Source organism: Pseudomonas sp. TE12234 (genome assembly GCF_054061835.1).
In genome coordinates, this window is sequence record NZ_JBSSEP010000003.1 from 27,810 (window position 1) to 54,368 (window position 26,559).

At 62.9% G+C, this 26,559-nt stretch carries 28 protein-coding genes and 1 pseudogene; 15 read left to right on the forward strand and 14 right to left on the reverse strand.

The annotated features are described in order from the left end of the window. Position 1: 1 nt before the first annotated feature. Genes ACVWYU_RS06595 through ACVWYU_RS06660 form a run of 14 tightly spaced genes read left to right on the forward strand, consistent with a single transcriptional unit; the run spans position 2 to position 14,000 of the window. Positions 2-736 carry a glycosyltransferase family 2 protein gene (locus tag ACVWYU_RS06595; protein ID WP_247257860.1) on the forward strand — a complete coding sequence of 245 codons (735 nt, stop codon included), beginning with the start codon at positions 2-4 and terminating at the stop codon, positions 734-736. After that, entirely contained in the window at positions 733-1,674 is a 942-nt protein-coding gene (locus ACVWYU_RS06600) for an LpxL/LpxP family acyltransferase (RefSeq protein WP_090328306.1), read from the forward strand. Before ACVWYU_RS06595 ends, ACVWYU_RS06600 begins: the two co-directional genes overlap by 4 nt. Next, complete coding sequence (locus tag ACVWYU_RS06605) at positions 1,655-3,199, forward strand: HAL/PAL/TAL family ammonia-lyase (protein ID WP_390958300.1); 1,545 nt, start codon at positions 1,655-1,657, stop codon at positions 3,197-3,199. The genes ACVWYU_RS06600 and ACVWYU_RS06605 overlap by 20 nt, the downstream gene beginning before the upstream one ends. After that, complete coding sequence (locus ACVWYU_RS06610; RefSeq protein WP_247257857.1) at positions 3,192-3,617, forward strand: acyl-CoA thioesterase; 426 nt, start codon at positions 3,192-3,194, stop codon at positions 3,615-3,617. The genes ACVWYU_RS06605 and ACVWYU_RS06610 overlap by 8 nt, the downstream gene beginning before the upstream one ends. Further along, the gene (locus ACVWYU_RS06615) at positions 3,614-4,333 is read left to right on the forward strand and encodes an outer membrane lipoprotein carrier protein LolA (RefSeq protein ID WP_247257856.1); all 720 of its coding nucleotides are present in this window, start codon (positions 3,614-3,616) and stop codon (positions 4,331-4,333) included. The genes ACVWYU_RS06610 and ACVWYU_RS06615 overlap by 4 nt, the downstream gene beginning before the upstream one ends. Further along, positions 4,323-6,656 carry an MMPL family transporter gene (locus ACVWYU_RS06620; RefSeq protein ID WP_457372275.1) on the forward strand — a complete coding sequence of 778 codons (2,334 nt, stop codon included), beginning with the start codon at positions 4,323-4,325 and terminating at the stop codon, positions 6,654-6,656. Before ACVWYU_RS06615 ends, ACVWYU_RS06620 begins: the two co-directional genes overlap by 11 nt. Next, positions 6,653-7,813 carry a sodium:proton antiporter gene (locus ACVWYU_RS06625; RefSeq protein WP_457372276.1) on the forward strand — a complete coding sequence of 387 codons (1,161 nt, stop codon included), beginning with the start codon at positions 6,653-6,655 and terminating at the stop codon, positions 7,811-7,813. The genes ACVWYU_RS06620 and ACVWYU_RS06625 overlap by 4 nt, the downstream gene beginning before the upstream one ends. Beyond that, positions 7,800-9,047 (forward strand): NAD(P)/FAD-dependent oxidoreductase, encoded by a 1,248-nt coding sequence (locus ACVWYU_RS06630; protein ID WP_457372277.1) that lies wholly within the window; start codon positions 7,800-7,802, stop codon positions 9,045-9,047. Before ACVWYU_RS06625 ends, ACVWYU_RS06630 begins: the two co-directional genes overlap by 14 nt. Beyond that, positions 9,044-9,769, forward strand: coding sequence for a class I SAM-dependent methyltransferase (locus ACVWYU_RS06635; protein WP_390958292.1), 726 nt, complete (start codon positions 9,044-9,046; stop codon positions 9,767-9,769). Before ACVWYU_RS06630 ends, ACVWYU_RS06635 begins: the two co-directional genes overlap by 4 nt. Then, on the forward strand, positions 9,769-10,386 hold the full coding sequence (locus ACVWYU_RS06640) for a hypothetical protein (RefSeq protein ID WP_247257851.1): 618 nt from the start codon (positions 9,769-9,771) through the stop codon (positions 10,384-10,386). Before ACVWYU_RS06635 ends, ACVWYU_RS06640 begins: the two co-directional genes overlap by 1 nt. Further along, positions 10,383-11,579: a beta-ketoacyl-[acyl-carrier-protein] synthase family protein gene (locus ACVWYU_RS06645; RefSeq protein WP_090328292.1), complete on the forward strand. Its 1,197-nt coding sequence runs from the start codon at positions 10,383-10,385 to the stop codon at positions 11,577-11,579. The genes ACVWYU_RS06640 and ACVWYU_RS06645 overlap by 4 nt, the downstream gene beginning before the upstream one ends. Beyond that, positions 11,576-12,049 carry a hotdog family protein gene (locus ACVWYU_RS06650; protein WP_457372278.1) on the forward strand — a complete coding sequence of 158 codons (474 nt, stop codon included), beginning with the start codon at positions 11,576-11,578 and terminating at the stop codon, positions 12,047-12,049. Before ACVWYU_RS06645 ends, ACVWYU_RS06650 begins: the two co-directional genes overlap by 4 nt. Beyond that, complete coding sequence (gene fabG, locus ACVWYU_RS06655) at positions 12,046-12,774, forward strand: 3-oxoacyl-ACP reductase FabG (protein ID WP_390958288.1); 729 nt, start codon at positions 12,046-12,048, stop codon at positions 12,772-12,774. Before ACVWYU_RS06650 ends, fabG begins: the two co-directional genes overlap by 4 nt. After that, entirely contained in the window at positions 12,774-14,000 is a 1,227-nt protein-coding gene (locus tag ACVWYU_RS06660; RefSeq protein ID WP_248915279.1) for a beta-ketoacyl-ACP synthase, read from the forward strand. The genes fabG and ACVWYU_RS06660 overlap by 1 nt, the downstream gene beginning before the upstream one ends. A gap of 128 nt (positions 14,001-14,128) precedes the next feature. Here ACVWYU_RS06660 and ACVWYU_RS06665 read toward each other — a convergent pair whose 3' ends face one another. The 4 genes and pseudogenes from ACVWYU_RS06665 to ACVWYU_RS06680 all read right to left on the reverse strand — a co-directional run bounded on the left by ACVWYU_RS06665 (position 14,129) and on the right by ACVWYU_RS06680 (position 16,307). After that, complete coding sequence (locus tag ACVWYU_RS06665; RefSeq protein ID WP_247257848.1) at positions 14,129-14,392, reverse strand: DUF6124 family protein; 264 nt, start codon at positions 14,390-14,392, stop codon at positions 14,129-14,131. A 550-nt stretch (positions 14,393-14,942) separates the two neighbouring features. Continuing rightward, positions 14,943-15,230, reverse strand: a complete 288-nt coding sequence (locus ACVWYU_RS06670) for an addiction module antidote protein (RefSeq protein WP_007943750.1) — start codon at positions 15,228-15,230, stop codon at positions 14,943-14,945. After that, a pseudogene (locus ACVWYU_RS06675) lies at positions 15,227-15,355 on the reverse strand (type II toxin-antitoxin system RelE/ParE family toxin); the annotation flags it as partial. The pseudogene ACVWYU_RS06675 and the gene ACVWYU_RS06670, both read right to left, overlap by 4 nt. Positions 15,356-15,404: 49 nt before the next feature. Then, positions 15,405-16,307 (reverse strand): LysR substrate-binding domain-containing protein, encoded by a 903-nt coding sequence (locus tag ACVWYU_RS06680; protein ID WP_457372279.1) that lies wholly within the window; start codon positions 16,305-16,307, stop codon positions 15,405-15,407. Between the two features lie 119 nt (positions 16,308-16,426). On the opposite strand from ACVWYU_RS06680, the gene ACVWYU_RS06685 reads away from it, so the two are divergent. Further along, entirely contained in the window at positions 16,427-17,707 is a 1,281-nt protein-coding gene (locus tag ACVWYU_RS06685) for an MFS transporter (RefSeq protein ID WP_090328282.1), read from the forward strand. On the opposite strand, the gene gspM is transcribed toward ACVWYU_RS06685, so the two are convergent. The 10 genes from gspM to gspD are packed head-to-tail and all read right to left on the reverse strand — an operon-like array spanning position 17,700 to position 26,552. Then, on the reverse strand, positions 17,700-18,158 hold the full coding sequence (gspM, locus tag ACVWYU_RS06690; RefSeq protein WP_457372280.1) for a type II secretion system protein GspM: 459 nt from the start codon (positions 18,156-18,158) through the stop codon (positions 17,700-17,702). The two genes, ACVWYU_RS06685 and gspM, sit on opposite strands and share 8 nt — an antisense overlap. Next, positions 18,155-19,261, reverse strand: coding sequence for a type II secretion system protein GspL (gene gspL, locus ACVWYU_RS06695; protein ID WP_457372281.1), 1,107 nt, complete (start codon positions 19,259-19,261; stop codon positions 18,155-18,157). Before gspL ends, gspM begins: the two co-directional genes overlap by 4 nt. Continuing rightward, positions 19,258-20,106 (reverse strand): type II secretion system minor pseudopilin, encoded by an 849-nt coding sequence (locus tag ACVWYU_RS06700; protein ID WP_390958278.1) that lies wholly within the window; start codon positions 20,104-20,106, stop codon positions 19,258-19,260. The genes gspL and ACVWYU_RS06700 overlap by 4 nt, the downstream gene beginning before the upstream one ends. Continuing rightward, positions 20,103-20,645 carry a type II secretion system minor pseudopilin GspJ gene (gspJ, locus tag ACVWYU_RS06705; RefSeq protein WP_457372282.1) on the reverse strand — a complete coding sequence of 181 codons (543 nt, stop codon included), beginning with the start codon at positions 20,643-20,645 and terminating at the stop codon, positions 20,103-20,105. The genes ACVWYU_RS06700 and gspJ overlap by 4 nt, the downstream gene beginning before the upstream one ends. Next, positions 20,638-21,021 carry a type II secretion system minor pseudopilin GspI gene (gene gspI / locus ACVWYU_RS06710; protein ID WP_457372283.1) on the reverse strand — a complete coding sequence of 128 codons (384 nt, stop codon included), beginning with the start codon at positions 21,019-21,021 and terminating at the stop codon, positions 20,638-20,640. The genes gspJ and gspI overlap by 8 nt, the downstream gene beginning before the upstream one ends. Beyond that, complete coding sequence (gspH, locus tag ACVWYU_RS06715) at positions 21,014-21,481, reverse strand: type II secretion system minor pseudopilin GspH (RefSeq protein ID WP_248915272.1); 468 nt, start codon at positions 21,479-21,481, stop codon at positions 21,014-21,016. The genes gspI and gspH overlap by 8 nt, the downstream gene beginning before the upstream one ends. Before the next feature lie 3 nt (positions 21,482-21,484). Beyond that, positions 21,485-21,934: a type II secretion system major pseudopilin GspG gene (gspG, locus tag ACVWYU_RS06720; RefSeq protein ID WP_281439404.1), complete on the reverse strand. Its 450-nt coding sequence runs from the start codon at positions 21,932-21,934 to the stop codon at positions 21,485-21,487. Between the two features lie 2 nt (positions 21,935-21,936). Further along, positions 21,937-23,145 carry a type II secretion system inner membrane protein GspF gene (gene gspF, locus ACVWYU_RS06725; protein WP_457372284.1) on the reverse strand — a complete coding sequence of 403 codons (1,209 nt, stop codon included), beginning with the start codon at positions 23,143-23,145 and terminating at the stop codon, positions 21,937-21,939. Positions 23,146-23,148: 3 nt separating this feature from the next. Continuing rightward, a complete protein-coding gene (gspE, locus tag ACVWYU_RS06730) occupies positions 23,149-24,630 on the reverse strand; it encodes a type II secretion system ATPase GspE (RefSeq protein WP_457372285.1) in 1,482 nt (493 codons plus the stop codon). After that, a complete protein-coding gene (gene gspD, locus ACVWYU_RS06735; protein WP_090328260.1) occupies positions 24,627-26,552 on the reverse strand; it encodes a type II secretion system secretin GspD in 1,926 nt (641 codons plus the stop codon). Before gspD ends, gspE begins: the two co-directional genes overlap by 4 nt. Positions 26,553-26,559: the final 7 nt, after the last annotated feature.

Genomic DNA, 26,559 nt, shown 5'->3' on the forward strand with positions numbered 1-26,559 from the left:
CATGCATAAACCCTGCGCCATCATCCCGGTCTACAACCACGAAACCGCGATCACCACCGTGGTCGATGCACTGCTGGCCAGTCATCTGCCGTGCATTCTGGTGGACGACGCCAGCAGCCCCGCCTGTGCCAGGGTGCTCGATCAACTGGCCCTGCGCGACGATGTTCACCTGATCCGCCTCACCACCAATCAGGGCAAGGGCGGCGCAGTGATGACCGGCATGCGCGAAGCTTCACGCCTGGGTTTCAGCCATGCCTTGCAGGTGGATGCCGATGGCCAGCACGACCTGCAGGACGTCGCACGCTTTATCGAACTGTCCCGCGCCCATCCCGAGGCCGTGATCTGCGGTTATCCGCAATACGACGAGAGCGTACCGAAGGGTCGTTTGTATGCCCGCTACCTGACTCACGTCATGGTCTGGATCAACACCCTGTCGTTGCAGATTCGCGACTCCATGTGCGGCTTTCGCCTCTATCCGTTGCCGCCGACGCTGGCGCTGATCGATTCGACGAAAATCGGCAAGCGCATGGATTTCGACTCAGACATCCTCGTGCGCCTGGCCTGGCGCAATCTGCCGATGGAGTGGCTGCAAACCAAAGTCCATTACCCGCTGGACGGCGTTTCGCACTTCCGGATGTTCCACGACAACGTACTGATTTCGAGCATGCACACCCGGCTGTTCTTCGGCATGCTGCTGCGCTCGCCCCTGATCCTCTGGCGACGGTGGCGCAGATGAACGCGGACAAGCAACACTGGGCCGACCGCGAGGAGCGAGGCAGTTTCTGGCTGATGAAGTTCACCGCGTTCGCCGCCAAAGTGCTCGGCCGACGCCTGTTGAGCCCGTTGCTGTACGGCATCGTGCTGTACTTCTTCCTGTTCGGTCGCAGCGCCCGCCACAGCGCCTGGCAGTACCAGCAACGACTGGCGGACTGGAGCGCTCGCCCCGAATTGCGACCGAACCAATGGCGGGTGTTTGGCCAGTTCATGGCGTTCGCCGATTCCATGCTCGACAAGCTCGACGTGTGGAACGGCAAGCTGAGCATCGAGCAGATCGAAATCATCGACCCGGCATTGCTGCGCAACCAGTTGCGCGGCACTCGCGGGCAGATGCTGGTGGGCGCGCATCTGGGCAACCTCGAAGTGTGCCGCGCCCTGGCGGAAATCGGCGAGAAGGTCACGATGAACGTGCTGGTGCACACCAAGCACGCCGAGCAATTCAACCGCCTGCTGGGCGAAGCGGGCGCGACCAATCTGCGCCTGATTCAGGTCAGCGAACTGGACCCGGTGATCATGCTGCAACTGCACGAGCGACTGGAGCGCGGCGAATGGCTGGCCATCGCTGGCGACCGCGTGCCGCTGCACGGTGGACGTAGCGTAACCGTGGACTTCCTCGGCCACCCGGCGAAATTCCCCCAGGGGCCGTGGCTGCTGGCGGGCCTGCTGAAATGCCCGGTCAACCTGCTGCTGTGCCTGAAAAAACCCGATGGCGACTATCGGCTGACGATTGAGCCGTTCGCCGAGTCGATCACCTGGAAACGCAGCGACCGCGAGCAGGTCATTCATCAGTGGGCCTCCCGCTATGCCGAGCGCCTGAGTCACTATTGCCTCGAAGCACCTCAACAATGGTTCAACTTTTACCCTTTCTGGAAGACCGATGACGACGCCAACGCTTGAGCCGGTAACCTTCGGCGAACTCCCTTTGCGCATCGAAGACGTGTTGGCTTTGGCCAACCGTCAGGTGCCGACGCAGTTGCAAGGCGATCCCGAGTTCCGTCGGCGCATCGCCAAGGGCCCGCAATTCCTTGACTCCCTTTTGGACAAGGAAGGCGTGATCTATGGCGTGACCACCGGTTACGGCGACTCCTGCGTGGTGGCGGTGCCGCTGCATCACGTCGAAGCGCTGCCGCGTCATCTGTACACCTTCCATGGCTGCGGGCTGGGCAAGCTGCTCGATGCCCAGGCCACTCGCGCCGTGCTGGCGGCGCGTTTGCAGTCGCTGTGCCACGGCGTGTCCGGTGTTCGGGTGGAATTGCTCGAACGCCTGCAAGCGTTCCTCGAACACGACATCCTGCCGCTGATTCCGGAAGAAGGCTCGGTGGGCGCCAGCGGCGATCTGACGCCGTTGTCCTACGTCGCCGCGACCCTGTCCGGCGAGCGCGAAGTGATGTTCCGCGGCGAACGTCGTCAAGCTGCCGATGTGCATCGCGAACTCGGTTGGCAGCCGCTGGTGCTGCGGCCCAAGGAAGCCCTGGCCCTGATGAACGGCACCGCCGTCATGACCGGCCTCGCTTGCCTGGCCTACGCCCGTGCCGATTACCTGCTGCAACTGGCCACGCGCATCACCGCGCTGAACGTGGTCGCTCTGCAAGGCAATCCGGAGCATTTCGACGAACGCCTGTTCGCCGCCAAGCCTCACCCGGGGCAGATGCAAGTCGCCGCGTGGTTGCGCAAGGACCTGGCGATCGACGCGCCAACCGCGCCGCTGCATCGCCTGCAGGACCGCTATTCCCTGCGCTGCGCACCCCACGTCCTCGGCGTGCTGGCCGACAGCCTGAACTGGCTGCGTTCGTTCATCGAGATCGAACTCAACAGCGCCAACGACAACCCGATCATCGATGCCGAGGCCGAGCGCGTGCTGCACGGCGGTCACTTCTACGGCGGCCACATCGCGTTCGCCATGGACAGCCTGAAAAACCTCGTGGCCAACGTCGCCGACCTGCTGGATCGCCAACTCGCGCTGCTGGTGGACGAGCGTTACAACCACGGCCTGCCGAGCAACCTGTCCGGCGCCAGCGCCGACCGCGCGATGCTCAACCACGGCTTCAAGGCGGTGCAGATCGGCACCAGCGCCTGGACCGCCGAAGCCTTGAAAAACACCATGCCGGCCAGCGTGTTCTCGCGCTCCACCGAGTGCCACAACCAGGACAAGGTGAGCATGGGCACCATCGCCGCCCGCGATGCGATCCGCGTACTGGAACTGACCGAACAGGTCGCCGCCGCCACGCTGCTGGCCGCCAACCAGGGCGTCTGGCTGCGCGCCCAGGCCGAAGACGCCCGGCCATTGCCACCGGCCCTGGCGGCCATGCACGAAGCACTGGCCAAGGACTTCCCGCCGGTCATCGAAGACCGCGCGCTGGAAGGCGAATTGCGCCTGTGCCTGCAACGTATCGCTGAACAACACTGGAGGCTGCATGCGTAGCAAGGGAGTGCTTCATACCGATACGGAAATCCTCGTGCCGTTCTTTGACGTCGACAGCATGAACGTCGTCTGGCATGGCCACTACGTCAAATACCTGGAAGTCGCCCGCTGCGCCTTGCTGGACAAGATCGGCCACAACTACAGCGCCATGTCCGACTCGGGCTACGCCTGGCCGGTGATCGACCTGCAGCTGCGCTACGTGCGCGGCGCGGTGTTCGGCCAGAAGCTGAACGTGCGGGCCAATCTGGTGGAGTGGGAAAACCGTCTGAAGATCAACTACCTGATCAGTGACCTGGAAACCGGCGAACGCTTGACCCGCGCCGTTTCCGTGCAGGTGGCCGTCAACATGCACAACCGCGAAATGCAGCTGGCCTCGCCAAAGGTGTTCACCGAAGCCGTCGAGAGGATGCTGGCATGATTGTCTGCCTACCCCGCTGCCCTGTAGGAGCGAGCCTGTCGAATCGTCGCACCGTCGCGATGGTCGTTAACGATAACGCTGGTCACCTGGCACTCCGCCGCGCCCTCAGGTTTTTCGCGAGCAAGCTCGCGCCTGCAGTGTTCTGCGTGTTGCTGGGCATGCCGGGGCTGGCCAACGCCTTCGACCTGCAACAGCTCAGCGATCAACTGGCCAAACCGGAGGTGATCCATGGCCAGTTCATCCAGGAAAAACACCTGCGCGCACTGCCTCAACCACTGACCAGCAAGGGCACCTTTGTCCTGGCGAAAAACCACGGTCTGTTGTGGCTGCTCAAAACGCCGCTGCAGCAGGATTACCGCATCACCGACCAAGGCATCGCCCGGCGCGACCCCAGCGGCTGGCAGATGTTGCCGGGCAAGAGCGCAGGGGCCGAGCAGAACCGTCTGTTCCTTGCCGTCCTGCAAGGCGATAGCAGCGGGCTGCAACGGGATTTCGAACTGTCGCTGAGCGGCGAAGCGCAGGACTGGCGGCTGACGCTGGTGCCGCGTTCGATGCTGCTCAAGCAGGTGTTCACCCAGATCAACATCACGGGCGGTGAACTGGTGCACAGCATCGAGCTGCTGGAAACCCAGGGTGACAGCACCCTGTTGCGCATGCAGGACAGCGTCAGTACCGAACCGTTGAGCGACGCGGAGCAACACGACTTTGCCGAGTGAACGCGCACTTCCTCGGCTGTTCCTGATCCTGCTGCTGGCGGTACTGGCGCTCGCCGGCTGGCAATGGCGTGACGGTGCGCCGCTGTCGGCCAACCTGATGGAACTGGTGCCCGGCACGACGCCGGACGCGCTGGAACTGCGCGCCGAACAACGCATGCAGGAACCGCTGAACCGCGAGATGCTGGTGCTGGTCGGTCACACCGATCGCCAGCAAGCCATCGCCATGGCGCACAAACTGGGCGATCAATGGCAGGCCAGCGGGCTGTTCGAGAAGGTCCAGTGGAACCTGCAAGCCGACTTGCCAGCCTTGCGCACGCAACTGCTGCAAGGCCGACTGGCGATGCTGTCGGCAACAGATCGCCAGCAATTGATCGAACACCCCGACGCCTTTATCCAGCAACGGGTGCAAGCACTGTTCGACCCCTTCACCGGTTTCAGCCTGGTGTCGAGCCAGGACGACTGGCTGGGCCTGACCGGGCGCATCCAGAACAGCCAGCCGCAGCACGGCTTGGTGCAACTGGACATTGGCAGCGGCGCATTGATCGCCGACGCCGACGGCAAGAGCTGGGTGCTGCTGCGCGCGCGGACCACCGGCAACGCTTTCGACATGAAACTGCCGCTGCAAGTGGCCGACCTGCTCCAGCGCAGTCGTGAACAAGCAGCCGAGTCTGATGTGCAACTGTTGGCGGCCAGCGGCTTGCTCTATGCAGCCAATGGTCAACGACAGGCCACCCGCGAGATGACCTGGGTGGGAGGCGGCGCCACCCTGGGTATTCTGTTGCTGCTGTTGCTGGCCTTCCGGCGCTGGCGCGTGTTGCTGGCGTTCGTCCCGGTGCTGGTGGGCATGCTGTTTGGCGCGGTGGCGTGCGTGGCACTGTTCGGCCACATGCATGTGATGACGCTGGTGCTGGGGTCGAGCCTGATCGGCGTCGCGGTCGACTACCCGCTGCATTACCTGTCCAAGAGCTGGAGCCTGAAACCCTGGCACAGTTGGCCGGCCCTGCGCCTGACCTTGCCCGGCTTGACCCTGAGCCTGATCACCAGCGCCATCGGCTACCTGGCCCTGGCCTGGACGCCATTCCCCGCGCTGACGCAGATTGCCGTGTTCTCCGCCGCCGGGCTGCTGGGTGCCTATTTGTCCGCCGTGTGCCTGCTGCCGGCGCTGCTCAAGGGTGTAGAGCTGCGCCCGGCGCAATGGCCACTGCGGGTTTGCGAGTTTTTGCTGGGGGTGCGTGAAGCGTTGCTCCAGCGCCTGCGCACGCCCGTGCTGTTTGCGCTGCTGATTGCCTTCTGCGTCGGCGGCCTGTTGCACCTCGGGACCCGCAATGACATTCGCCAGTGGGTCGGCGCCCCCCAACAATTGACCGACGAAGCCCAGACCATTGCCCGCATTACCGGTTATCAACCCACCAGCCAGTTCTTCCTGGTGCGCGCGGCCAATCAACAGGAACTGCTGGAACGCCAGACCGCCCTGAGCGAACGCCTGGATCAACTGGTCAACCTGAAAAAACTTCAGGGCTATCTGTCGCTCAATCAACTGGTGAGTCCGCCGAAAGAGCAGCTTCACCTGCGCGAGGCGTTGAACGCCTTGCCGAACGTCTGGCAGCCGCTGCTCGACGTCGGCGTGCCGGCCGAGGCGCTGCAAGCCGAGCTGAAAACCTTGCAGGCGCTGCCCGTCGAAGACATCGACGCCGCATTGGCCGGGCCCTTGGCCGAACCCTATCGGACGCTGTGGCTGGGGCCGACCGATGATGGCGTGGCGGCCATGGTCAGCCTGCAAGGCCTGAACAACCCGTCACTGCTGCGCATCCAGGCGCTGGACCTGCCAGGCGTGCAATTGGTCGATCGGCTTGGCGAACTGAACGACGTTTTCGCCGCCACCCAGATCAGTGCCGTCGAACTGAAGCTCGCCTCCTGCGCGCTGATCGTACTGGTGCTGATCCTGCCGTTCGGCCTCGGGGGCGCGCTGCGCATTGTTTCCCTGCCGCTGCTAGCCGCGCTGTGCAGCCTCGCCAGCCTCGGCTGGCTGGGGCAGCCGTTGACCCTGTTCAGCCTGTTCGGCCTGCTGCTGGTGACGGCCATCAGCGTCGATTACGCGATCCTGATGCGTGAGCAGGTCGGCGGTGCCGCCGTGAGTCTGCTGGGCACCCTGCTGGCGGCGCTGACCACCTGGCTGTCGTTCGGCCTGCTGGCGGTGTCGAGCACACCGGCGGTGAGCAACTTCGGTCTGTCGGTCAGCCTGGGCCTGATATTCAGCTTCATGCTCGCCCCCTGGGCCGGAAAGCACAGGCACGCGGCACCCGTCGAGGAGCCGGCACAATGATGGTTGCACTGTTCTGGGCGATGGCCCTGGCGTTGTTCGCCGTGGCCACCCGACTGGGCCGGCATCTGGGCTTGATCCCGATTGTCAGCCAGCTGCTGCTGGCGACCGTCGGCCTGCCGCTGCTGATGTATTTCTGGATCGAACCCCATTGGCAACTCAGTGGCGCGGCGCTGGTGTCGCCGATCTGGCTGAAAAACCTCTACAGCCTGAGTTTCGCGCTGCTGCTGGGCTACATCCTCAGCGATGTGATCGACCTGCAGCTGGATCGACAGAGCCTGAAAATCGCCCTGCCGAGTTTCTGCCTGCCGTTTGCCTGCGGCCTGGCCACGGCGTTCTGGCTGTTGCCACCACAGCCTTGGATCAGTTCGCTGGCGGTCGGTCTGTTATTCGCCATTACCGCGATTCCGGTGTTGTACCTGTACCTGCGGCACATCGACTACCCGCCCGCCGCCACCCGGCGCCTGGTGCAGACGGCGATCCTCATCGATCTCAGCTGCTGGACCCTGTTCGCCATCGCCCAAGGCACCCTGCATTTGAGCAGCCTGTTGCTGCCCTTGGCCGGCGCCTGTCTGCCGGTGCTGCTGCGCCTGCTCGGCCTGCGCCAGGCATGGCTGTACAGCGGATGCTTTTTCGCGCTGCTGGTGGTGGCCGAACACTACAAGCTCAACGCGCTGATTTTCGGTATCGGTTACCTGCTGCTGATGGCCGTATTGAAGGCGCCGCTGATACTGCCGTTTCCGGTTCGCTGGCTGATTTTTCTGCAAACCTACATCGCCATCCCGCTGATCCTCACGTTCGGCATCGTGCAGATCAATGTGCACAGCGCCATGGACAGTCTTGGCTGGGTGCAACTGGCGGCCCTGCTGCTATTGCCGATCGCCAGCAAGATGCTCGGCAACTGGCTCGGCCTCGGCTGGGCCGGCGCTTCGTTCCAGGGCGCCAGCCGCTGGCGGGAAAGTGTGTTACTGAACATTCGCGGCTTGAGTGAGATCGTGTTTCTCAACCTGCTGTTGCAACAACAGCTCATCAACCCGGCGCTGTACTTTGCGCTGATGCTGATGGGCCTGATCGCCACCTTGCTGCCGGCACTGGCCGGCATGCATCGAATTCCCTTGAAACCCGCCGCCCCGGCAAGGAGCCCCCATGCCAACCGTTGAAATGGAACGTCGCCAGATCGTGGTCATCGGTGCAGGCCCTTCGGGGGCCATCGCCGCCGCGCTGCTCAAACGCCAGGGTCACGACGTGCTGGTGATCGAGCGCCAGCATTTCCCACGGTTTTCCATTGGCGAAAGCCTGTTGGCCCACTGCCTGGATTTCGTCGAAGAGGCGGGCATGCTGGACGCCGTCAATGCCGCGGGATTTCAGGTGAAAACCGGTGCCGCGTTTGCCTGGGGCGAGCGTTACAGCGCTTTTGATTTCGGCGACACCTTTACCCAGGGCAAGCCGACAACCTTCCAGGTCCAGCGCGCCGATTTCGACAAACTGCTGGCCGATCAGGCCGCGCTGCAAGGGGTGGAAATCCGCTACGGCGAAGCCATCGTCAGCGTCGAGGTCGATTTGCCGCACCCGCAGCTTGGCGTGCGTCGCGAGGACGGCAGCGAATACCGCATCGAGGCGGACTTCATGCTCGACGCCAGCGGTTACGGTCGTGTGCTGCCGCGCCTGCTCGACCTCGAAGCGCCGTCGAACTTTCCGGTGCGTCAGGCCGTGTTTACCCATGTCGAAGACCGCATCACCAACCCGACCTTCGACCGCACCAAGATCCTCGTCACCACCCATCCCGACAAACGCGACGTCTGGTTCTGGACCATCCCGTTCAGTAACGGCCGTTGCTCGGTCGGCGTGGTCGCCGCCGCAGAGCATTTCGAGGGCCGCACCGATGATCTGGACGATTGCCTGCGCGGTTTCATTGCCGAGACGCCCAGCCTGTCCGGCGTGCTGAACAATGCGGTGTGGGATACGCCCGCGCGGACCATCGGCGGCTACTCGGCCAACGTCAAGGCCCTGCACGGGCCAGGCTTCGCGCTGCTGGGCAATGCCGCGGAGTTCCTCGACCCGGTGTTTTCGTCCGGCGTGACCATTGCCATGCGTTCGGCGAGCATGGCCGCCGGCGTCCTGCACCGGCAGTTGCAAGGCGAAACCGTCGACTGGGAAAAGGCATTCGCCGAGCCGCTCAAGCGCGGGGTCGATACCTTTCGTTGCTACGTCGAAGGCTGGTACGCCGGGACCTTCCAGGACGTGATTTACCACGAGGGCAGCTCCGGGGAGATCCGCCGCATGATCAGCTCGATCCTGGCCGGCTACGCCTGGGACGAGCGCAACCCGTTCGTCAGCGAAGCCAAGCGCCGCCTGAAAGTGATTTCCCAACTCTGCGCACGGGATGCGACATGAGCTACCTGAGCGACAACTACGTCGAAGAAACCCGTTTCGGCCTCTGGTTCCTGCGCAGCTACACCTGGCAGTACCGCGTGCTGCGCGTGGCGATCGACGATTTGCGCAGCCTGTTCAGCGAGCCGCTGCCGAGCAATCCGGTGCTGCTGGACGCCGGCTGCGGTCAAGGCAAGTCGTTCAAGCACCTGCAACAAACCTTTATGCCCGGACGTCTGATTGGTGTGGATGCCGATCCCCACAGCCTGAACCAGAGCCGTGAAGAAGCGGTCTATCAGGGTATTGCCGTGGAGTTGATCGGCAGCGACTGCGCCACCCTTGCCGTACCGGACGCCAGTGTCGACCTGCTGTTCTGTCACCAGACGTTCCATCATCTGGTGGAGCAGGAAAAGGCACTGGCCGAGTTCTACCGTGTGCTCAAGCCAGGCGGCTATCTGCTGTTCGCCGAATCCACCGAGGCATACATTGATACCTGGGTCATTCGCTGGTTGTTCCGGCATCCGATGCACGTGCAAAAAAGTGCCGCGCAGTATCTGGAGATGATCCGCCGTCAGGGTTTTGAATTCGGTCCGCAAAATGTGTCTTATCCGTACTTGTGGTGGAGCCGTGCCAAGGATTTCGGTCTGCTGGAACGCTTGGGCTTGCGCCAGCCAAAACCCTTTGGCCAACGGGAAGAAACCCTGGTCAATGTGGTTGCGCGCAAACCGTTGAAAGGTGGAGTTTGATGCTCACCATCCGTCACTCAGAATGCATGGCCTGTGGGAGCGAGCCTGCTCGCGATAGCGGTGGATCAGTCACCCTGAATGCCGACTGTACTGCCGTCATCGCGAGCAGGCTCGCGCCCACAGGGATAGCAGGCTTTCTGCGATTTCTGCTGTTTGCCGCAGCCCTGCTGCTCAGTGCCTGCGCCAGCCAGCCGCCGCTGCCCGAGCAGACCCCGAACCTGTCGCTGCCGCTGCAATTGCACATCCAGCGTCTACAGGCCGAACAACGTCAGGACTGGGTGCTGGTGATCCAGCGTGAAGGCCCGGGCATTCGCTGGTCGATGATGGACCTGCTGGGCATCCCGCAGGCACGCCAGAAGCTGGTCGACGGAACCTGGCATGCCGACGGCCTGCTGCCGCCCAACCCCGAAGCCCGGGAGCTGTTCGCGGCGCTGCTGTTTGCCCTGACCCCCAGGGACGAGTTGCACGGCAACTATCCCGCGGCCTGGCAACATGGCACCCAACGCACCCTGCCCGAACGCTGGGACGTTCGTTATTCACAACCGATGAGCTTTGAATTGAACCTGCCCAAAGGCCCGAAATATCAAGTCACGCCCCTGAGCGGGGAGGCACCATGACCGCCTACCTGAACGCCCTCGGCGTGATCTGCGCCCTGGGCCGCGACAAGCAGGAAATCGCGCGCAACCTGTTTGCCGGCGATTGCTCCGGCATGCGCAGCGAGGCCGGTTGGGTGCCGGAGCGGTCGTTGCCGGTGGGCGCGGTCGCAGGCGAACTGCCGGCGATTCCACCCGAGTTGATCCGGCAGCGCAGCCGCAACAACCAATTGCTGATGGAAGCCGCCCTGCAAATTCGCCCGGACATCGATCGCGCGATCCAGACCTACGGTCGCGAGCGCATCGGGATCGTGCTGGGCACCAGCACTTCGGGCATCGACGAAGCCAGTGAGAGCCTGGGCTGTTACATCCGCGAGCAGCAATTCCCGGCCGACTATGACTACCAGCAACAGGAACTCGGTGCCCCGGCGAATTTTCTCGCCGACTGGCTGCAAGTGAGCGGGCCGACCTACGTCATTTCAACGGCCTGCACCTCCAGCGCCCGTGCCCTGATGAGTGCCCAGCGCCTGCTGGACCTGGGCGTGTGCGACGTGGTCCTGTGCGGTGGCGTCGACACCCTCTGCAAGCTGACCCTCAACGGTTTCTCGGCACTGGAAGCGGTATCAGGGCAGCGCTGCAACCCGTTTTCGCGCAACCGCAACGGCATCAACATCGGCGAAGCCGCCGCGCTGTTCCTGATGAGCAAGCAGCCCGGCGACAGCCAACCGATTGCCCTGTTGGGCAGCGGCGCCAGCTCGGATGCGCATCACATTTCGGCACCGGAACCGAGCGGACGCGGCGCACAGGAAGCGATGCGCAAAGCCTTGAATCGCGCCGGACTGCAACCGCAACAGATCAGCTACCTGAACCTGCACGGCACCGCCACCCAACACAACGACGCCATGGAGAGCCACGCCGTCGCGGCCGTGTTCCCTGAAGGGGTGCCCTGCTCCTCGACCAAACCCATGACCGGCCACACCCTCGGCGCGGCCGGAGCGCTGGAAGCGGCGTTCTGCTGGTTGAGCCTGAGCACCGGCAATCACGAGCACGCCCTGCCACCCCATGTCTGGGATGGCCAGGCGGACCCTGAACTGCCCGCCCTGAATTGGGTGACCCCGGCCACGCGCTTGTCGTCCATTGGTCCCCGCTACCTGATGAGCAATTCCTTCGCTTTCGGTGGTAACAACGTCAGCCTGATTATCGGAGACGCCCCATGATTGACTGGCCGCTCGCCGAACTGCTGCCCCACGCTGGCGACATGATCTTCATCGAGCAGATCCTGGCGTTCGATGAAGAGCAGATCCACACCCGTCTCACCGTCAGGCCCGATGGTCTGTTCAGCCAACCGGACGGCAGCCTGCCGGCCTGGGTCGGGATTGAACTGATGGCCCAGAGCGTCGCCGCCTTCTCCGGTTGCCATGCGCGCCAGCGCGGCGATGCCGTGGCGCTCGGCTTTCTGCTGGGCAGCCGTAAATTCGAATGCAATGTCGAAAGCTTCCCGGCCGGCACCGAGCTGACCATCCACGGCATTCGCTCGCTCGAAGACGATAACGGCATGGGCGTGTTCGAATGCCACATCAATGCACCGGGCATTCACGCCACCGCCCGTCTGAACGTGTATCGCCCGCCCCAGCCGACTCACTATCTTTCCGAGCCCGAAAGCTCGTCACAAGGAACACAGCCATGACTGAATCCGTACTGGTCACCGGTTCCAGCCGTGGCATCGGCCGCGCCATCGCCCTGCGCCTGGCCCAGGCCGGGCACGACATCGTGTTGCATTGCCGCAGCGGCCTGGCAGACGCCGAAGCCGTGAAGACCGATATCGAAGCCTTGGGGCGCCAGGCCCGTATCCTGCAATTCGACGTGGCCGACCGCGCCCGCTGCAAAGCCATCCTTGAAGCCGACGTCGAGGCCCACGGCGCCTATTACGGTGTGGTGCTCAACGCCGGCCTGACGCGTGACGGTGCTTTTCCGGCGCTGAGCGAGGATGATTGGGATGTGGTGATGCGCACCAACCTCGACGGTTTCTACAACGTGCTGCACCCGGTGATGATGCCGATGATCCGTCGTCGCGCCGCCGGGCGAATTGTCTGCATCACCTCGGTGTCCGGGCTGATCGGCAACCGTGGCCAGGTCAACTACAGCGCCTCGAAAGCCGGATTGATCGGCGCGGCGAAGGCGTTGGCGATCGAGTTGGGCAAGCGCAAAATCACCGTCAACTGTGTCGCACCCGGCCTGATCGACACGGCCATGCTCGATGAAAACGTGCCGGTGGAAGAACTGATGAAAATGATTCCTGCTCAACGCATGGGCACCCCTGAAGAGGTGGCCGGCGCGGTGAATTTCCTGATGTCGGCGGAAGCCTCGTACATCACCCGGCAGGTTCTGGCCGTCAACGGAGGCCTGTGTTGATGAAGCGCGTCGTCGTCACCGGCATGGCCGGCATCACATCCCTGGGCAGCGATTGGGAGACCATCGTGGGCCACTTCGCGGCCAACCGCAGCGGCATCCGTCGCATGGACGAATGGGATCGCTTTACCGAACTCAACACCCGTCTGGCCGGCCCCATCGACGACTTCATGGTGCCCAGCCACTGGACGCGCAAACAACTGCGCAGCATGGGCCGGGTGTCGCGGCTTGCTGTGGGTGCGGCGGAGATGGCGCTGGCCGACGCCGGGTTGCTGGGCGATGAATCGATCAAGGACGGGCGCATGGGCGTCGCCTGCGGCTCATCGACCGGCAGCACCGACGAGATCAAGGCGTTCGGCAACATGCTGCTCAACTCGGTCGCCGAGGGCCTGAACGCCAACTCCTACGTGCGGATGATGCCGCACACCACGGCCGCCAATATCAGCATTTTCTTCGGCCTCACCGGCCGCCTGATCCCGACGTCCAGCGCCTGCACCAGCGGCAGCCAGGGCATCGGCTATGCCTATGAAGCGATCAAGTTCGGACGCCTGCCATTGATGCTGGCCGGTGGCGCCGAAGAACTGTGTCCGACCGAAGCCATGGTCTTCGACGCGCTCTACGCCACCAGCCTGAAAAACGACGCCCCGCAGACCTCACCACGGCCGTATGACAGCGCCCGCGATGGCCTGGTGATCGGTGAAGGCGGCGGCATGCTGGTGCTCGAAGAACTGGAGCACGCCCTGGCCCGTGGCGCGCGCATCCATGCCGAGATCGTCGGCTTCGGCAGCAACGCCGACGGCCAGCACACCACCCGTCCGGAGCAAGTCACCATGCGCAGGGCCATGGAACTGGCGCTGGAAGACGCCGGACTCAAGCCGTCGGACATCGGCTACGTCAACGGCCACGGCACCGCCACCGAACAGGGCGACATCGCCGAAACCGTTGCCACCAGCAGCCTGTTCGGCGAGCACATGCCGATCAGCTCGCAAAAAAGCTTCCTCGGCCACACCCTCGGCGCCTGCGGCGCACTGGAATCCTGGTTCAGCATCGAAATGATGAACCGCGACTTGTATGTGCACACGCTGAACCTGGACGAAGTCGACCCGCACTGCGGCAAGCTGGATTACCTGCGCGGCGAGTTTCGACAGATGAGCAACCGGTACGTGATGAACAACAATTTTGCGTTTGGCGGGGTGAATACTTCGTTGATTTTCAAGCGCTGGCCTTAAACAGCCCCCCTGTAGGAGCGAGCCTGCTCGCGAAAAACGTCCGGACAACTCGGTCATTCAGGCACCGCGCGTTATCGTTGACGTCCATCGTCGGAACGCCGACCGGAGCAAGCTCGCTCCTGCAATGTTCAGGGTGGATCGAGTTTATCCAGCACCCGGTTCACCGCCAGCTCGCCCAGCATGATCAATTGCTGGATCCCCACCAGGGTGTCGCTCTGCGACCCCTTCAGGTACCTGGCGAAATCCATGGCCATCACGTTGGCGGATGCCAGGGACACACAGGCGTGTTCCAGCAGGGTGTGGTTGTCGATATCGGGGTCGATGAGGAAGATGCTGCTCGGCCGGCGTGGCGCGTGCGGATCGGTGTCCGGTGAGTGTTCTGAATCGGTCATGATTGAGCGTCCTGTAGCAGATCGGGCCGACACCTCATCGCGACTCATCAAAAGGGTGGCAGCTGTACGCAGGTTAGTAGACCGGCCGATGTACCCCGGCGCGCCCGAAGGCGCCCTGCGCACGGCTGCCATCAAGGGCAGGTACGAGAAATACCTGCCTATCAGGAGCGCTAATGCGCTTACTTCGGAACGGGCTACTAAACCCGATCACTGACCATCAGTGACGCGGATCAAGTTAGCGATGGCCCCCGAAGCGCACAAGCCGGCGGATTCTGGAGTAGTTGTAGGCAGTGCCGCAAGGTTCTGTAGCCTGATCGAAGTTGTTCGGAAATATCCCACAGCCTGCGGTGAAAGCTCTTGTAGGAACGAGCTCGTTCCTAGAGTAAATCAAGGTTTTCAGAAACCATGGAAACGACAAAGGGCGCCTTTCGGCGCCCCTTTACAAACAGGTCGGCTTGTCATCGCCCTTGTACCTGCCTGGCTCTGTGATGGCTGGTTGCCCAGAATCCTCAGAGTCTCACAAGCCCCTTTCGGGAACGTTGGCAGTCTTTCAGGTACTGGCGTGTAATTTCAAGCCTAATGCCTTAACAACTTTCAGGATGGTACCGAATTCCGGATTCCCCTCACCTGATAAAGCACGGTAAAGACTTTCTCGGGAAAGCCCCGCATCCCGCGCCACCTGAGTCATACCGCGAGCACGTGCAATGGTCCCCAAGGCTTTGGCAATGAAGGCTGGATCATCCCCCGCCTCTTCCATGCAAGCGTCCAGATAATTAGCCATGTCCTCTTCGGTCTTGAGGTACTCGGCAGAGTCCCAGCGAGTGAATTGTTCGGTCATGGGTTTTGCTCCTGCCAGGATTTCGCAATGAGCCTGGCTTGTTTAATGTCACGGGTCTGGCTGCTTTTATCTCCGCCGCAAAGGAGGATGACCAACTGGCTGCCTTGCTGCATGAAATAGAGTTTTCTCTTGGAAGTCGACACCTGGCACACCGATCAACTCATTGCGAGATGGTCACGATTTCAACGGCTCAACCTTCCTCGTCAACAACTCCACAAACGCCCTCGCCATCGGCGATTTCTGATCCTTGCGCTGCACCAGCCACACCGCCGACACCGCCGCCGGGTCGAGCAAGGGTCGGTAGACCACGCCATCAATGCGCATCCGCTGGTAGGACGCCGGCAACACCGAGACACCGAGCCCCGCCGCCACCAAGCCGATGATGGTCATCGCCTCGCCGGCCTCCTGGGCGAAGTGCGGGCTGAAACCGGCGTCGCGGGCCAGGCTGAGGAGTTGTGCGTACAGACCACTGCCGTAGCTGCGCGGGAAAAACACGAAAGGCTCCAGGGCCAGGGCCGACAGGAACAAGCCTTCTTCACTGTCCTTGACCAACGGGTGCTTGGCGCTGAGCACCGCCACCAGCGGTTCGCGCATCAGCTCCACCACGCTCAGGCAATCCGGCAGGCCCAATGGCCGCATGATGCCGACCTCGATCGATTCGTCCACCAGCGCATCGGCCACTTGGGTGCTGCTCATTTCCCGCAGGTTCAGGTGCACTGCCGGGAAACGCTGGCGAAACGAGAAAATCGCCTGGGGAATGGTCGAGTTGAACGGTGCAGACGAGGTGAAACCGATCTTCAATTCACCCAACTCACCGAGCTGGGCCCGTCGGGCGACATCCGCCGCTTTGTCGACCTGGGCCAGCACCAGCCGCGCCTCTTCGAGAAACAGCCGACCGGCCTCGCTCAGCTCGACCCGACGATTGGTACGCTCGAACAATCGCGCCCCGACCTCCTGCTCCAGCGCCTGAATCTGCTGGCTCAGCGGTGGTTGCGAGATGCCCAGCACCTGTGCGGCGCGGCCGAAATGCAGTTCTTCGGCGACGGCGATGAAGTAGCGCAGATGACGCAATTCCATGAAATTCCCATTAGGTCGTAGAAGCTATCAAACAGGTCGAACAATATATTGGATTGAATCATTAGCCAGCTATATGCTTTTTCCATTGCCTGACCGGCTGCGCCCCTCCGAGGTCCAACGTGAAAACTGCTGTCGCCCCACTTGCCCATGAAGTTCCACCTGCCGTACAGGACGATGTCGTCGCTGAACTCAAGGAGATCTACATCGAAAAAGGCACGCCGGCGTTCATGCGCACGGTGCTGGCGTTGTTCTGCGGCGGCTTCGCGACCTTTGCCCTGCTGTACTGCGTGCAGCCGATGATGCCGCTGTTGTCCCACGAATATTCGATCAACGCCGCACAGAGCAGCCTGATCCTGTCAGTGGCCACCGGCATGCTCGCCATCGGCCTGCTGATCACCGGTCCGATCTCCGACCGTGTGGGGCGCAAACCGGTGATGGTCGCGGCATTGTTCGCCGCCGCTCTGTGCACCATCGCCAGTTCGATGATGCCCAGCTGGCATGGTGTGCTGCTGATGCGTGCGCTGATTGGCTTGTCGCTGAGCGGTCTGGCGGCGGTGGCCATGACCTACCTGAGCGAAGAAATTCACCCGCAACACATCGGCCTGGCGATGGGCCTGTACATCGGCGGCAACGCCATCGGCGGGATGAGCGGGCGACTGATTACCGGGGTGTTGATCGACTTCGTCAGTTGGCACACGGCCATGCTGGTGATCGGTGGCCTGGCGCTGATCGCAGCGGCGGTGTTCTGGAAAATCCTCCCGGAATCACGCAACTTCCGCGCCCGCTCGTTGCACCCGCGCAGCCTGCTTGACGGCTTCACCATGCACTTTCGCGACGCTGGCCTGCCGCTGCTGTTTCTCGAAGCCTTCGTGTTGATGGGCGCGTTCGTCACGCTGTTCAACTACATCGGCTATCGCCTGCTGGCCGAGCCGTACCACATGGAGCAGGCCTTCGTCGGGCTGCTGTCGGTGGTGTACCTGTCGGGTATCTACAGTTCGGCGAAAATCGGCTCGCTGGCCGACAAACTCGGCCGCCGCAAAGTGCTCTGGAGCACCATCGTGCTGATGCTCGCCGGCCTTGCCCTGACGATGTTCACAGCGCTGCCACTGGTGATCTTCGGCATGCTGGTGTTCACCTTCGGCTTCTTCGGCGCCCACTCCGTAGCGAGCAGCTGGATCGGCCGCCGCGCCACTCTGGCCAAGGGCCAGGCCTCGTCGCTGTACCTGTTCAGCTACTACGCCGGGTCGAGCATTGCCGGCACGGCGGGCGGGGTGTTCTGGCACCTGGGCGGCTGGAACGGCATCGGTTTGTTCATCGGCGGTTTGTTGGTGGTAGCGCTGCTGGTGGCGCTGAAACTGGCGAAGTTGCCGCCGTTGCCGGGCACCGGCGCGACTATCTGAGCACCAGCCGCGCCTCCAGCACCGCGTCACGCTTTTCCAGGGTCAGCGATTGCAGCGCAATACCGTCACGTTCGATGCGGTCCAGCCATGGCAGCAATGTCATGGCGTCGCCGCTGACGGTCAGGCGCAGCAGGTCGTTGTCGCTGTTCATCTGCTGCAACTCAAGCCCCGCCGTGGCCGCGCTTTCGCTGATGCGCAACGACAGGGGCTGATCGACCGGTTTTGGTACATGGCTGCGCGGTTGTGCCTGTTGCAGTCGGGTCGCCAGCGCCAGTTGCTGTTGATACTGACGCTCGGCCGTTATCAGTCGTTGTTGCGTCGGCTGCCAGACCAGACTGAACGCCGCGACGCCCAGGACAAACACACTCAGCCCCCCCAGCAGTCGCTGCTCTCGAATGGACAGACGCTGCCAGCGTTGCAACGTCGCCGCTTTGAACTCGCTGGGTTTCATGCCTCTTGCTCCACCGTCAGCGTCGCCTGCACCCGGTTTTGGTCTTTGCTCGCGTTGTCGATCCGTATGGGCGTTCCTTGTTGCCGCCCCCGCTCGCGCAACAACTCCAGTTCGGCAAAGCTGTTGGCGGTCAGCTGGATTTTCCAGCCGTCGCCCTGGCGAAACTCGATGCGCTGGACGTCGACCGGACTGGCGCCAATGACGTGTTCGACCAGTTTGACCAGGCCGGCGATACGGCTGACCTCTGGCGCCGTACCCTGGTTTTGCAGGGCGCCGAGCTGGGCCGCCAGGTCGACGATGCGTGTCTGCTGCGGATAAAGCGCCTTGAACTGCTGTTCGTTACGACTGTAAAGCTCACGGCCCTGGCTTTCGAGAAAGTGGATTCGCGCTTCACTGGCCCCCCAGTTCAGCGCCAACAACAGTGCCATGGCCAACCCGCCGAGACGCCAGGGCAGACGTTTGCGCTGCCGGGCAAAATCACCGTGCAGCAGATTGATGGCCTGTGACGACGCCAGGGTCAGCCATTGATCCGCATCAACCGTCTCCTGCCGCTCGTCATGCCACTCAATATCGATGGGCAACCCCGGTTTAAGCAGTGTCAGCCCATCCTCCGTCAACGTCAGACGAGCGGGCAAACCGCCACCGAGCATCCAGCGGCCGAACCACCAGACGCCGAGCGCCTGGTCCTGGGGCAACCGGTCGGCATCGACGAAGACTGAACGCACTTCAATGCCCGCCTCCTTCAACCGCTGAAGCACGGCGGCGAAGCGTTCGCGGTCGATCACCATCACCGGATAACGCCCTTGCGGGTCGCGAGCGCCGACGCTCAGGTGCAGTTTTTCCAGCGTTTCCCCCAGTTGCTCCTCAACGGCGAAGGCGATGGCTTGTGCGGCGGGTCGACGCCTGGCGGGCCAGGGCTCGCTGCGCACCCAACTGCAGAGTTCCATGGGTAACAACAAGTCGACCGCCTGCCCCTGGAGCGCCTGCGCGGCCTGGTTCAACGGCTGGAGTTGGCGTTGGCCGGTCGACGACCAGACACAACAGGGCCAGTCGAGCGACGGCGCGGCCAGGCCTTCGGCCGTCAGGTAGAGCCAGGTTTTCATGGGATTATCTCGTGGGTATTCGACGGCAGCACACGCCGTTGCAAGATCTTCAGTTGGCGTGTTTTGGGATCGCGTTCGACGTCGGTGGCCAGGCGCAAACGGCTTTGCCCTTGGGTTACCTGGACCGTGATCCGGTACCAGCGGCTATCGATGCCCAGGCCGTGGCTGCTCAAGCCCAAACCTTCAAGCATCGGGTCTTGGGTGAAGGCCTGAACGCTCGGCCAAGGCGTTGTCGAGCGCTGACGCAGCAATGCGGTTACCGTTGCCGCGTCGAGGCCATCGATTGAGCGCAAGACTATTTCCGGGGCCGTATTGATATTCAGCGCGGCTTCTTTGGGCAAGGTGGCGATCCAAGGTTCCAGCCGACGCAACCGTTCACCGTCGATACCCGGCAGCAGGCGCAGTTGACTCACTTCTCGCAACGCGCCCACTTGCTCCAATGGCAATGCAGGCAATTCGAGCATCTCCAGCAAGCGATGCCAGCGATTGAGCGTGACCTGATCAATCTGGCCCTGAATCAACAGGGCATTGACGTTGAAACGCCCGGCCAGGTCCTCGACCGCCACCCGTACGTGGGTGTCTTCAATCTCGTAACCACGGACCGTTGCCCAATCCTGAGTCAGGTCGACCGTGGTCTCTGAGGTTTGCCCGGCGTCCTGCAACCGCAGCAACGTCCAGGTTTCGTTGGCCAGGGCGAGTTGCTTCAAGTGCATCTGCTGCAGCTGCTGAGCGCTGCTTTGCAGCAACAGTCGATGGCTGCGCAGCACCCCGCCAATGATCAACAGGGCCAGACTCATGACCAGCAAGACACTGATCAAGGCCACACCACGCTGCTTCGCCCTCATGGCCAGGCCCCCGGCAGCAAGAGCACCCGGCGGATCGACTCGAAGCGCCCTGTCGACAGTTGCAGTTCCAGCGCCAGCGGCGCATCGACCGCCTGACCGGTCGGCCAATCGCTGCGCCAACCGGCCTGGCGATCAAACAGGCGCCAGCTCAAGTGCCGGACATCATCGAGCAGTTTTTGCCGTTGTACGATCGGCGTGCCCTCGCCTTGGCTGTCGCGCCACAGCGCCGCGTTCTCGAGGCGATAGGTCAGCGCTTGTCGTTCGCTGCGCGCTTGATCCAGCGGGTTGCGCCAGTTGCCGCGCTGCAATTGCAGCTGCGTTTGCTCGAGCCTGATCGGGTGTTCGGTGATGTGCAGCAGATCACGCTCAATCACTGCAATGGCGCGTTGCAGGCTCCTGAATTCAGCTTCATGGGCCATGGTGCCGCGCTGTACGCGCACCACCCCGTCGAACAGCGTCCAGCTGGCCAGTCCCAACAGGGCGAAGATCGCCAAGGCGATCACCAACTCCAGCAAGGTGAACCCGGCCTGCTTATTCATGGCGATTGGGTATCCAGCCACTGGCGCGGTGCAGCACTTGCTCGCGACCGGCAAGGCTGATCTCGATATCGACTTCCAACAGACGCAGGTCGCTACCGTTGCGGGCGCGCTGATGGACGACCCAGTCACGACCATCCATGCGCACAAGCCGTTGCAGCGACCCAATGGCCGGCGTCGATTGCAGGCGCCATTCGGCCAAAGCGTTGTCCGCCACCCAAGCCGCCAACAGGCGCTCTTCGACCACCGCAGCCTGCTTCACGACGTATTGACCAGCCGACAGAACGGCCGTTGCCAGGGTGGCGAATATCGCCAGGGCCACCATGATTTCAAGCAGGGTGAATCCGTCCATGCGGGGCATGATCGACGGCCTAGCCATCGATCACCACCTCACTGATACCGTCGCTGGACAGGCTCAACCAGGCCCTGCCCTTGGTTTCAAATGTCAGGGTGAAGGTGCTGGTTTCATCGCTGCTGAGCATCAGCAATTGCGGGGGACCTTCGTCGGCGCCGAGGCTCACGGAATAACCGTCGTGTTTCAGGCGCAGGCGCAGATTGTCGGGCCATCGATAAAAGGCCGACACGGGCTCCCAGCCACGCACGCCGAGCCGCATCGCCCGATAGCCATCGGCACTCAGGCGCACACCGTGTTCCTGGCTTTCGAGCACCGCCTGTTGGCGTAGCTGTCGAATCATGCCCGCGAGCGCATCCGCTTCCTGCCTGGCCTGACGCGCCGGGTTCATGCCGGTAGCGAAACTCACCATGCCCACCAGCACGCCGATCAATACGATCACGATCATCAATTCCAGCAAGGTAAACCCCCGGCAGCGACGTGGCATGGCTCACTCACCCCAGTTGCCGATGTCAGCCGCATGCCCTTCGCCACCGACCACGCCGTCGGAACCCAGGGAGTACAGGTCATAGCCGCCATTGGCCGATTTCACACCGGGGTTGAGGTACTGATAGGGCGTGCTCCAGGGATCGACAGGCAGACTTTTCAGGTAGCCCTGAGGGTTCCAGTTCCGCGCGGCCGGCTGCCCGGACGGACGCTTGACCAAGGCTTCCAGCCCTTGCTGGGTCGAGGGGTAGTGGAAATTGTCGAGGCGATACATTTCCAGGGCGGTGGCAATGGCCTGGATATCGACTTTGGCGGCGGTGACCTTGGCTTGATCGGGGCGGCTCATGAACTGCGGCACCACGATGGCCCCGAGAATGCCGATGATGACCACCACCACCATGATTTCGATCAGGGTAAAACCGCGCTGGAAGGTTCTGCGATGTAGGGCGTTCAAGGTCAATTCACCAATTGGTTGAGGCTGAGAATCGGGAGCAGGATGGCCAGCACGATGAGCAGCACGACGCCGCCCATCAGCACGAGCATGGCGGGTTCGAACAGGCTCACCACCAGGGCGATACGCGCTGCCAGGCTGCTTTCCTGTTGTTCGGCGGCGCGGGCCAGCATGCGGTCGAGTTCGCCGGCCCGTTCGCCACTGGCGATCATGTGCAGCATCATCGGCGGGATGTCGCCGCTCAGTTCCAGGCCACGGGTCAAGGTCCCGCCTTCGCGGACCGAGCGGGCCACGTCGGCCATGCGTGCGCGAATGGTCAGGTTGCCGATGACGGCGGCGGCGATTTCCAGGGCGTCGACCAGCGGCACTGCACTTTTACCGAGGATGGCCAGGGTGCTGGCGAACCGCGCGGCTTCCATTGCCCGCAACACTTCGCCGATCACCGGCAGGTTCAACATCAGGCGATGCCAACGCAGTTGCCAGGTCGGCTGACGCAGGCTCCAACGCCAGAGACCAACCACCATCGCGATCACGCCGAGCAACGTCAGGCCGTGGCTGCGCAGTCCGTCACTGGCGCTGATCAGCGCTCGGGTCAGCCACGGCAATGCCTGACCGCTGTCGACAAAAATCTTCACCACGTCCGGCACCACGTAACCGAGCAGAAAACCGACGATCAGCACGCTGGCCAGCATCAGAATCGCCGGGTAGACCAAGGCCATCTGGATCTTTTGCCGCGAGGCCTGGCGGGCCTGGGTGTACGCGGCCAGTTGCTCCAGCACATGGCCCAGATGACCGGAGCGCTCACCCGCGGCGACCGTGGCGCGGAACAGTTCGGGGAAGGCCTTGGGAAATTGCGCCAACGCCGTGGCCAGCGCATGCCCCTCCATCACTCGACTTCTGACGGCCGATAACAGCCCCGCCACCCGACGCTTGGCACTTTGCTTGGCCACCGCATCGAGGGCTTCCTCCAGCGGCAGACCTGCCTGGACCAACGTAGAGAGTTGCAGCGTCAGCAATGCCAGGTCGGCGGCACTCAAGCGGCCGGTGCCAAGGGGCGACTTCGTACCCGCAGCGACCCGGATTTCACTCACATCACGGGGCCACAAGCCGCGCTCGCGTAACAACTGCCGGGCATGTCGAGGGCTGTCAGCCTCCAGCCGCCCCTTGCAAGGACGGCCCTGGGCGTCGTCGGCGCGGTAATCGAAAGTCGGCATGCCTTAGTCCTCCCGAGTCACACGCAGTAACTCGTCGAGGCTGGTCAGGCCGTCGATCACCCGTTGCCGACCGTCCTGAAACAGACTGAGCGACGCCTTGCGCGCCTCGCCGAGCAATGCCTGCTCGCTGCCCCCCTGATGAATCAGCGCAGAAATGGCTGGCGTCACACTGATCAATTCGTAGATGCCGATGCGCCCGCGATAACCGTGCTGGCACTGGTCACAGCCCACGGCCCGGAACAACTGCAAGGGCGCCGTCGCGTCATACCCCAGCCGCTGGCGGGTCGCTGCATCTGCGCGGTAAGGCGCCTTGCAATGCGGACACAAGGTGCGCAGCAGGCGTTGGGCCAGAATGCCCACCAGCGAAGACGCCAGCAGGTAGGCGTCGACGCCCATGTCGACCAGCCGCGTGACCGCGCCGACCGCGCTGTTGGTGTGCAATGTCGAGAGCACGAGATGACCGGTGAGCGAGGCTTGCACGGCGATTTGCGCCGTCTCGCGATCACGGATTTCGCCGACCATCACCACGTCCGGGTCCTGGCGCAGGATCGCCCGCAAACCGCGGGCGAAGGTCATGTCCACCTTCGGATTGACCGGCATCTGGCCGACGCCCGGCAGGTGATATTCGATGGGGTCTTCGACGGTGAGGATGTTGCGCGTCTGGTCGTTCAGGCTGCTCAACGCCGCGTACAGACTGGTGGTTTTGCCGGAACCGGTGGGCCCGGTGACCAGCAGGATGCCATGGGGTTTGCCGAGCAGTTCGCGCAAGGCCGCCAGGGTACTGTCCGGCATGCCCAGGCGCGGCAATTCGAGGCGCCCGGCCTGTTTGTCGAGCAGGCGCAACACCACTCGTTCACCGTGTGCCGATGGCAGGGTCGAGACCCGCACATCCACTTCATGCCCGGCCAGCCGCAGGGCCATGCGGCCATCCTGGGGCACGCGCTTTTCAGCGATATCCAGCCGCGCCATGACCTTGATCCGCGACACCAGCAGGGTCGCCAGTTCACGCCGTGGCCGGAGCATTTCGCGCAATTGCCCGTCGACGCGCATGCGCACCGACAGGTACTGCTCGAAGGTTTCCAGGTGCACATCCGAGGCCTTTTCGCGTACGGCTTCGCTGAGCAGCGCGTTGATCAGACGAATGATCGGCGCATCGCCCTGCTGCTCCAGCAAATCGGCGGTTTGCGGCACCTGATCCACCAGGCTGAGCAAGTCCAGGTCGTCATCCAGTCCTTGGGCGACCTGTTCCGCCGCGCTCTGGCCTTCGCGGTACGCCGCCGCCAGACGTTCGGCAAATACTGGCGGTGGCAACAGTCGCAGCGGCAGTTCCCGAGCGCATAGCCGCTGCGCTTCGGCCAGCGCGGTGAGTGGCGTATCGGCACGCAGCGCCAGCCTCCACTCGTCACCGTCGCGCTCCAGCAAGACGCCGAAACGCCGGGCGAAACCGAACGGCAGCGGCTGGCAATCATCGCGCACGCCGGTCATGGCGTACTCGTCGCAGGCTTGCGCAGATCGAACAGCGGCGCGTCGGAAACCGGTTCGAACAACTGACGCGCATCGGCCGGCAACAGCAACGAGTTGTTGCCCTGCGCCCCACGCTGACTCAAGTCATGCAGGGCGTTGTAACGCTGCCGGCTGACTTCAACCAGGTCTTCCTTGCTGCGCACGATGGTCGGTCGCAAGAACACCATCAGGTTGCTTTTGGTCTGGGTTTCCCGGTTCCAGCGAAACAGTGCGCCGAGGTAAGGAATGTCGCGCAGCAGCGGCACACCGCTTTTCTGTGTGCGCACGCTGTCGCGGATCAGGCCGCCTATCACGATGATTTCGCCGTCGTCGGCCAGGATGGTGCTCTTGAGCGCTCGTTTGTTGGTGATCAGGTCCGAAGAGTCGATGCCCGATACCGAGGGCGCGATGTCGGAGACTTCCTGCTCGACTTCCAGGCGCAAGGTCGAGCCTTCATTGATGTACGGCTTGATCTTCAGGCTGATGCCCACGTCCTTGCGTTCGACCGTGGTGAACGGGTTATCCGCGCCGCTGCTGTTGGTGGCGTATGAACCGGTTTTGAACGGCACGTTCTGGCCGACGATGATTTCCGCTTCCTGGTTGTCCAGCGTCAACAGGCTCGGCGTGGACAGCAGGTTGCTGCGGGTGTTGCTGGCCAGCGCGGAAATCAATGCGCCGAAACGGTCGCTTCCCAGACGCAAAAGCGCACCTTCGGGCGCTGATTTTTTCTCGTCGAACGTCAGGCCACCCACAATGGGAATGTCGGTGCCGGGGAAGTTGATGAAGCCTTTGGCATCACCGGTGTTCAGGCCCCACTGCACACCCACGGCTTCGGCGATGTCACCGGAGATTTCGACGATGGCCGCATGGATCAGCACCTGTGCCCGTGGCTGATCCAACTGACGCACGATGCTTTCGATGGTCCTGACCTGCGCCGGCTCGGCGATCAACACCAGCGCGTTCTGGCTTTCATCGGCCTTGATCATGAACGTCGCACCGGAGGCCGTTTCTTTGCTGCCGCTCAGGGTCGGCGCGGCTTTGCGGCCCTGGCCCAGGGTTTCCAGAATTTCTGCCAGCTGCCTGGCGTCGCTGTGGCGCAGGCGGATTACCCGGGCGTTGTCAGGCAGCTCGGTGGCCGGAATGTCGAGACGGCGCGCCAGATCGGCCAGGCGTTGGCGAACGGCGGTCGGGCCAATGAGAATCAGGCGATTGGTTCGGCTATCGGCCAGCACCTGGATCGGCGTATCGGCAGTCCGCTTGCCCAGAGAGGCCTCCATGACCGGAGCCACGTCGCTGGCCAGGGCATGACGCAGTTGAACCACCGCGTGCAGGCTGTTCTTTCCGGCATCCAGTTGCCGCACCACTTCGACAATTCGGTGCACATTGGCGGTCGTGTCCGTGATCACCAGCGCATTGGTCGATGCCGAAGGGCCGACATAGCCGTTGACCGACACCAGGGGCCGCACCAGGCCGGCAATATCGTTGGCGCTGCTGGTGTTCAGCTCGATGACCCGGGTGACGAATTGCGAAGCCGTGGCATTTTTTGCCGAGCCGCTGGCGCGGGTCCTGGCCTCGGTCACCGGCGTGATGAGGATCCGGTCGCCCTCGTCGATCACCGTGAAGTTGTGAGCGTCCAACACCGAGTAAAACAACCGGCGAACGCCCTCACGGTCGAGGGCCTGACGGGACATCACCGTGATACGCCCGGAAACCCTGGGGTCCAGAACCACGGTGGTGCCGAGAATGGATGAGATTTCTTCGACAATGTCGCGCAGCTCGGCGTTGTTCATCGCCAACTGCCACTTTTCTTCTGCGGCCTGAAGTGCACCGGCAAGAGGCGCTGTCGCCAAAACGACAACGAGAAACATGGAACGCAAGGCTTGCGCGCCAGTGAAGCTGTTCATGGGCTTG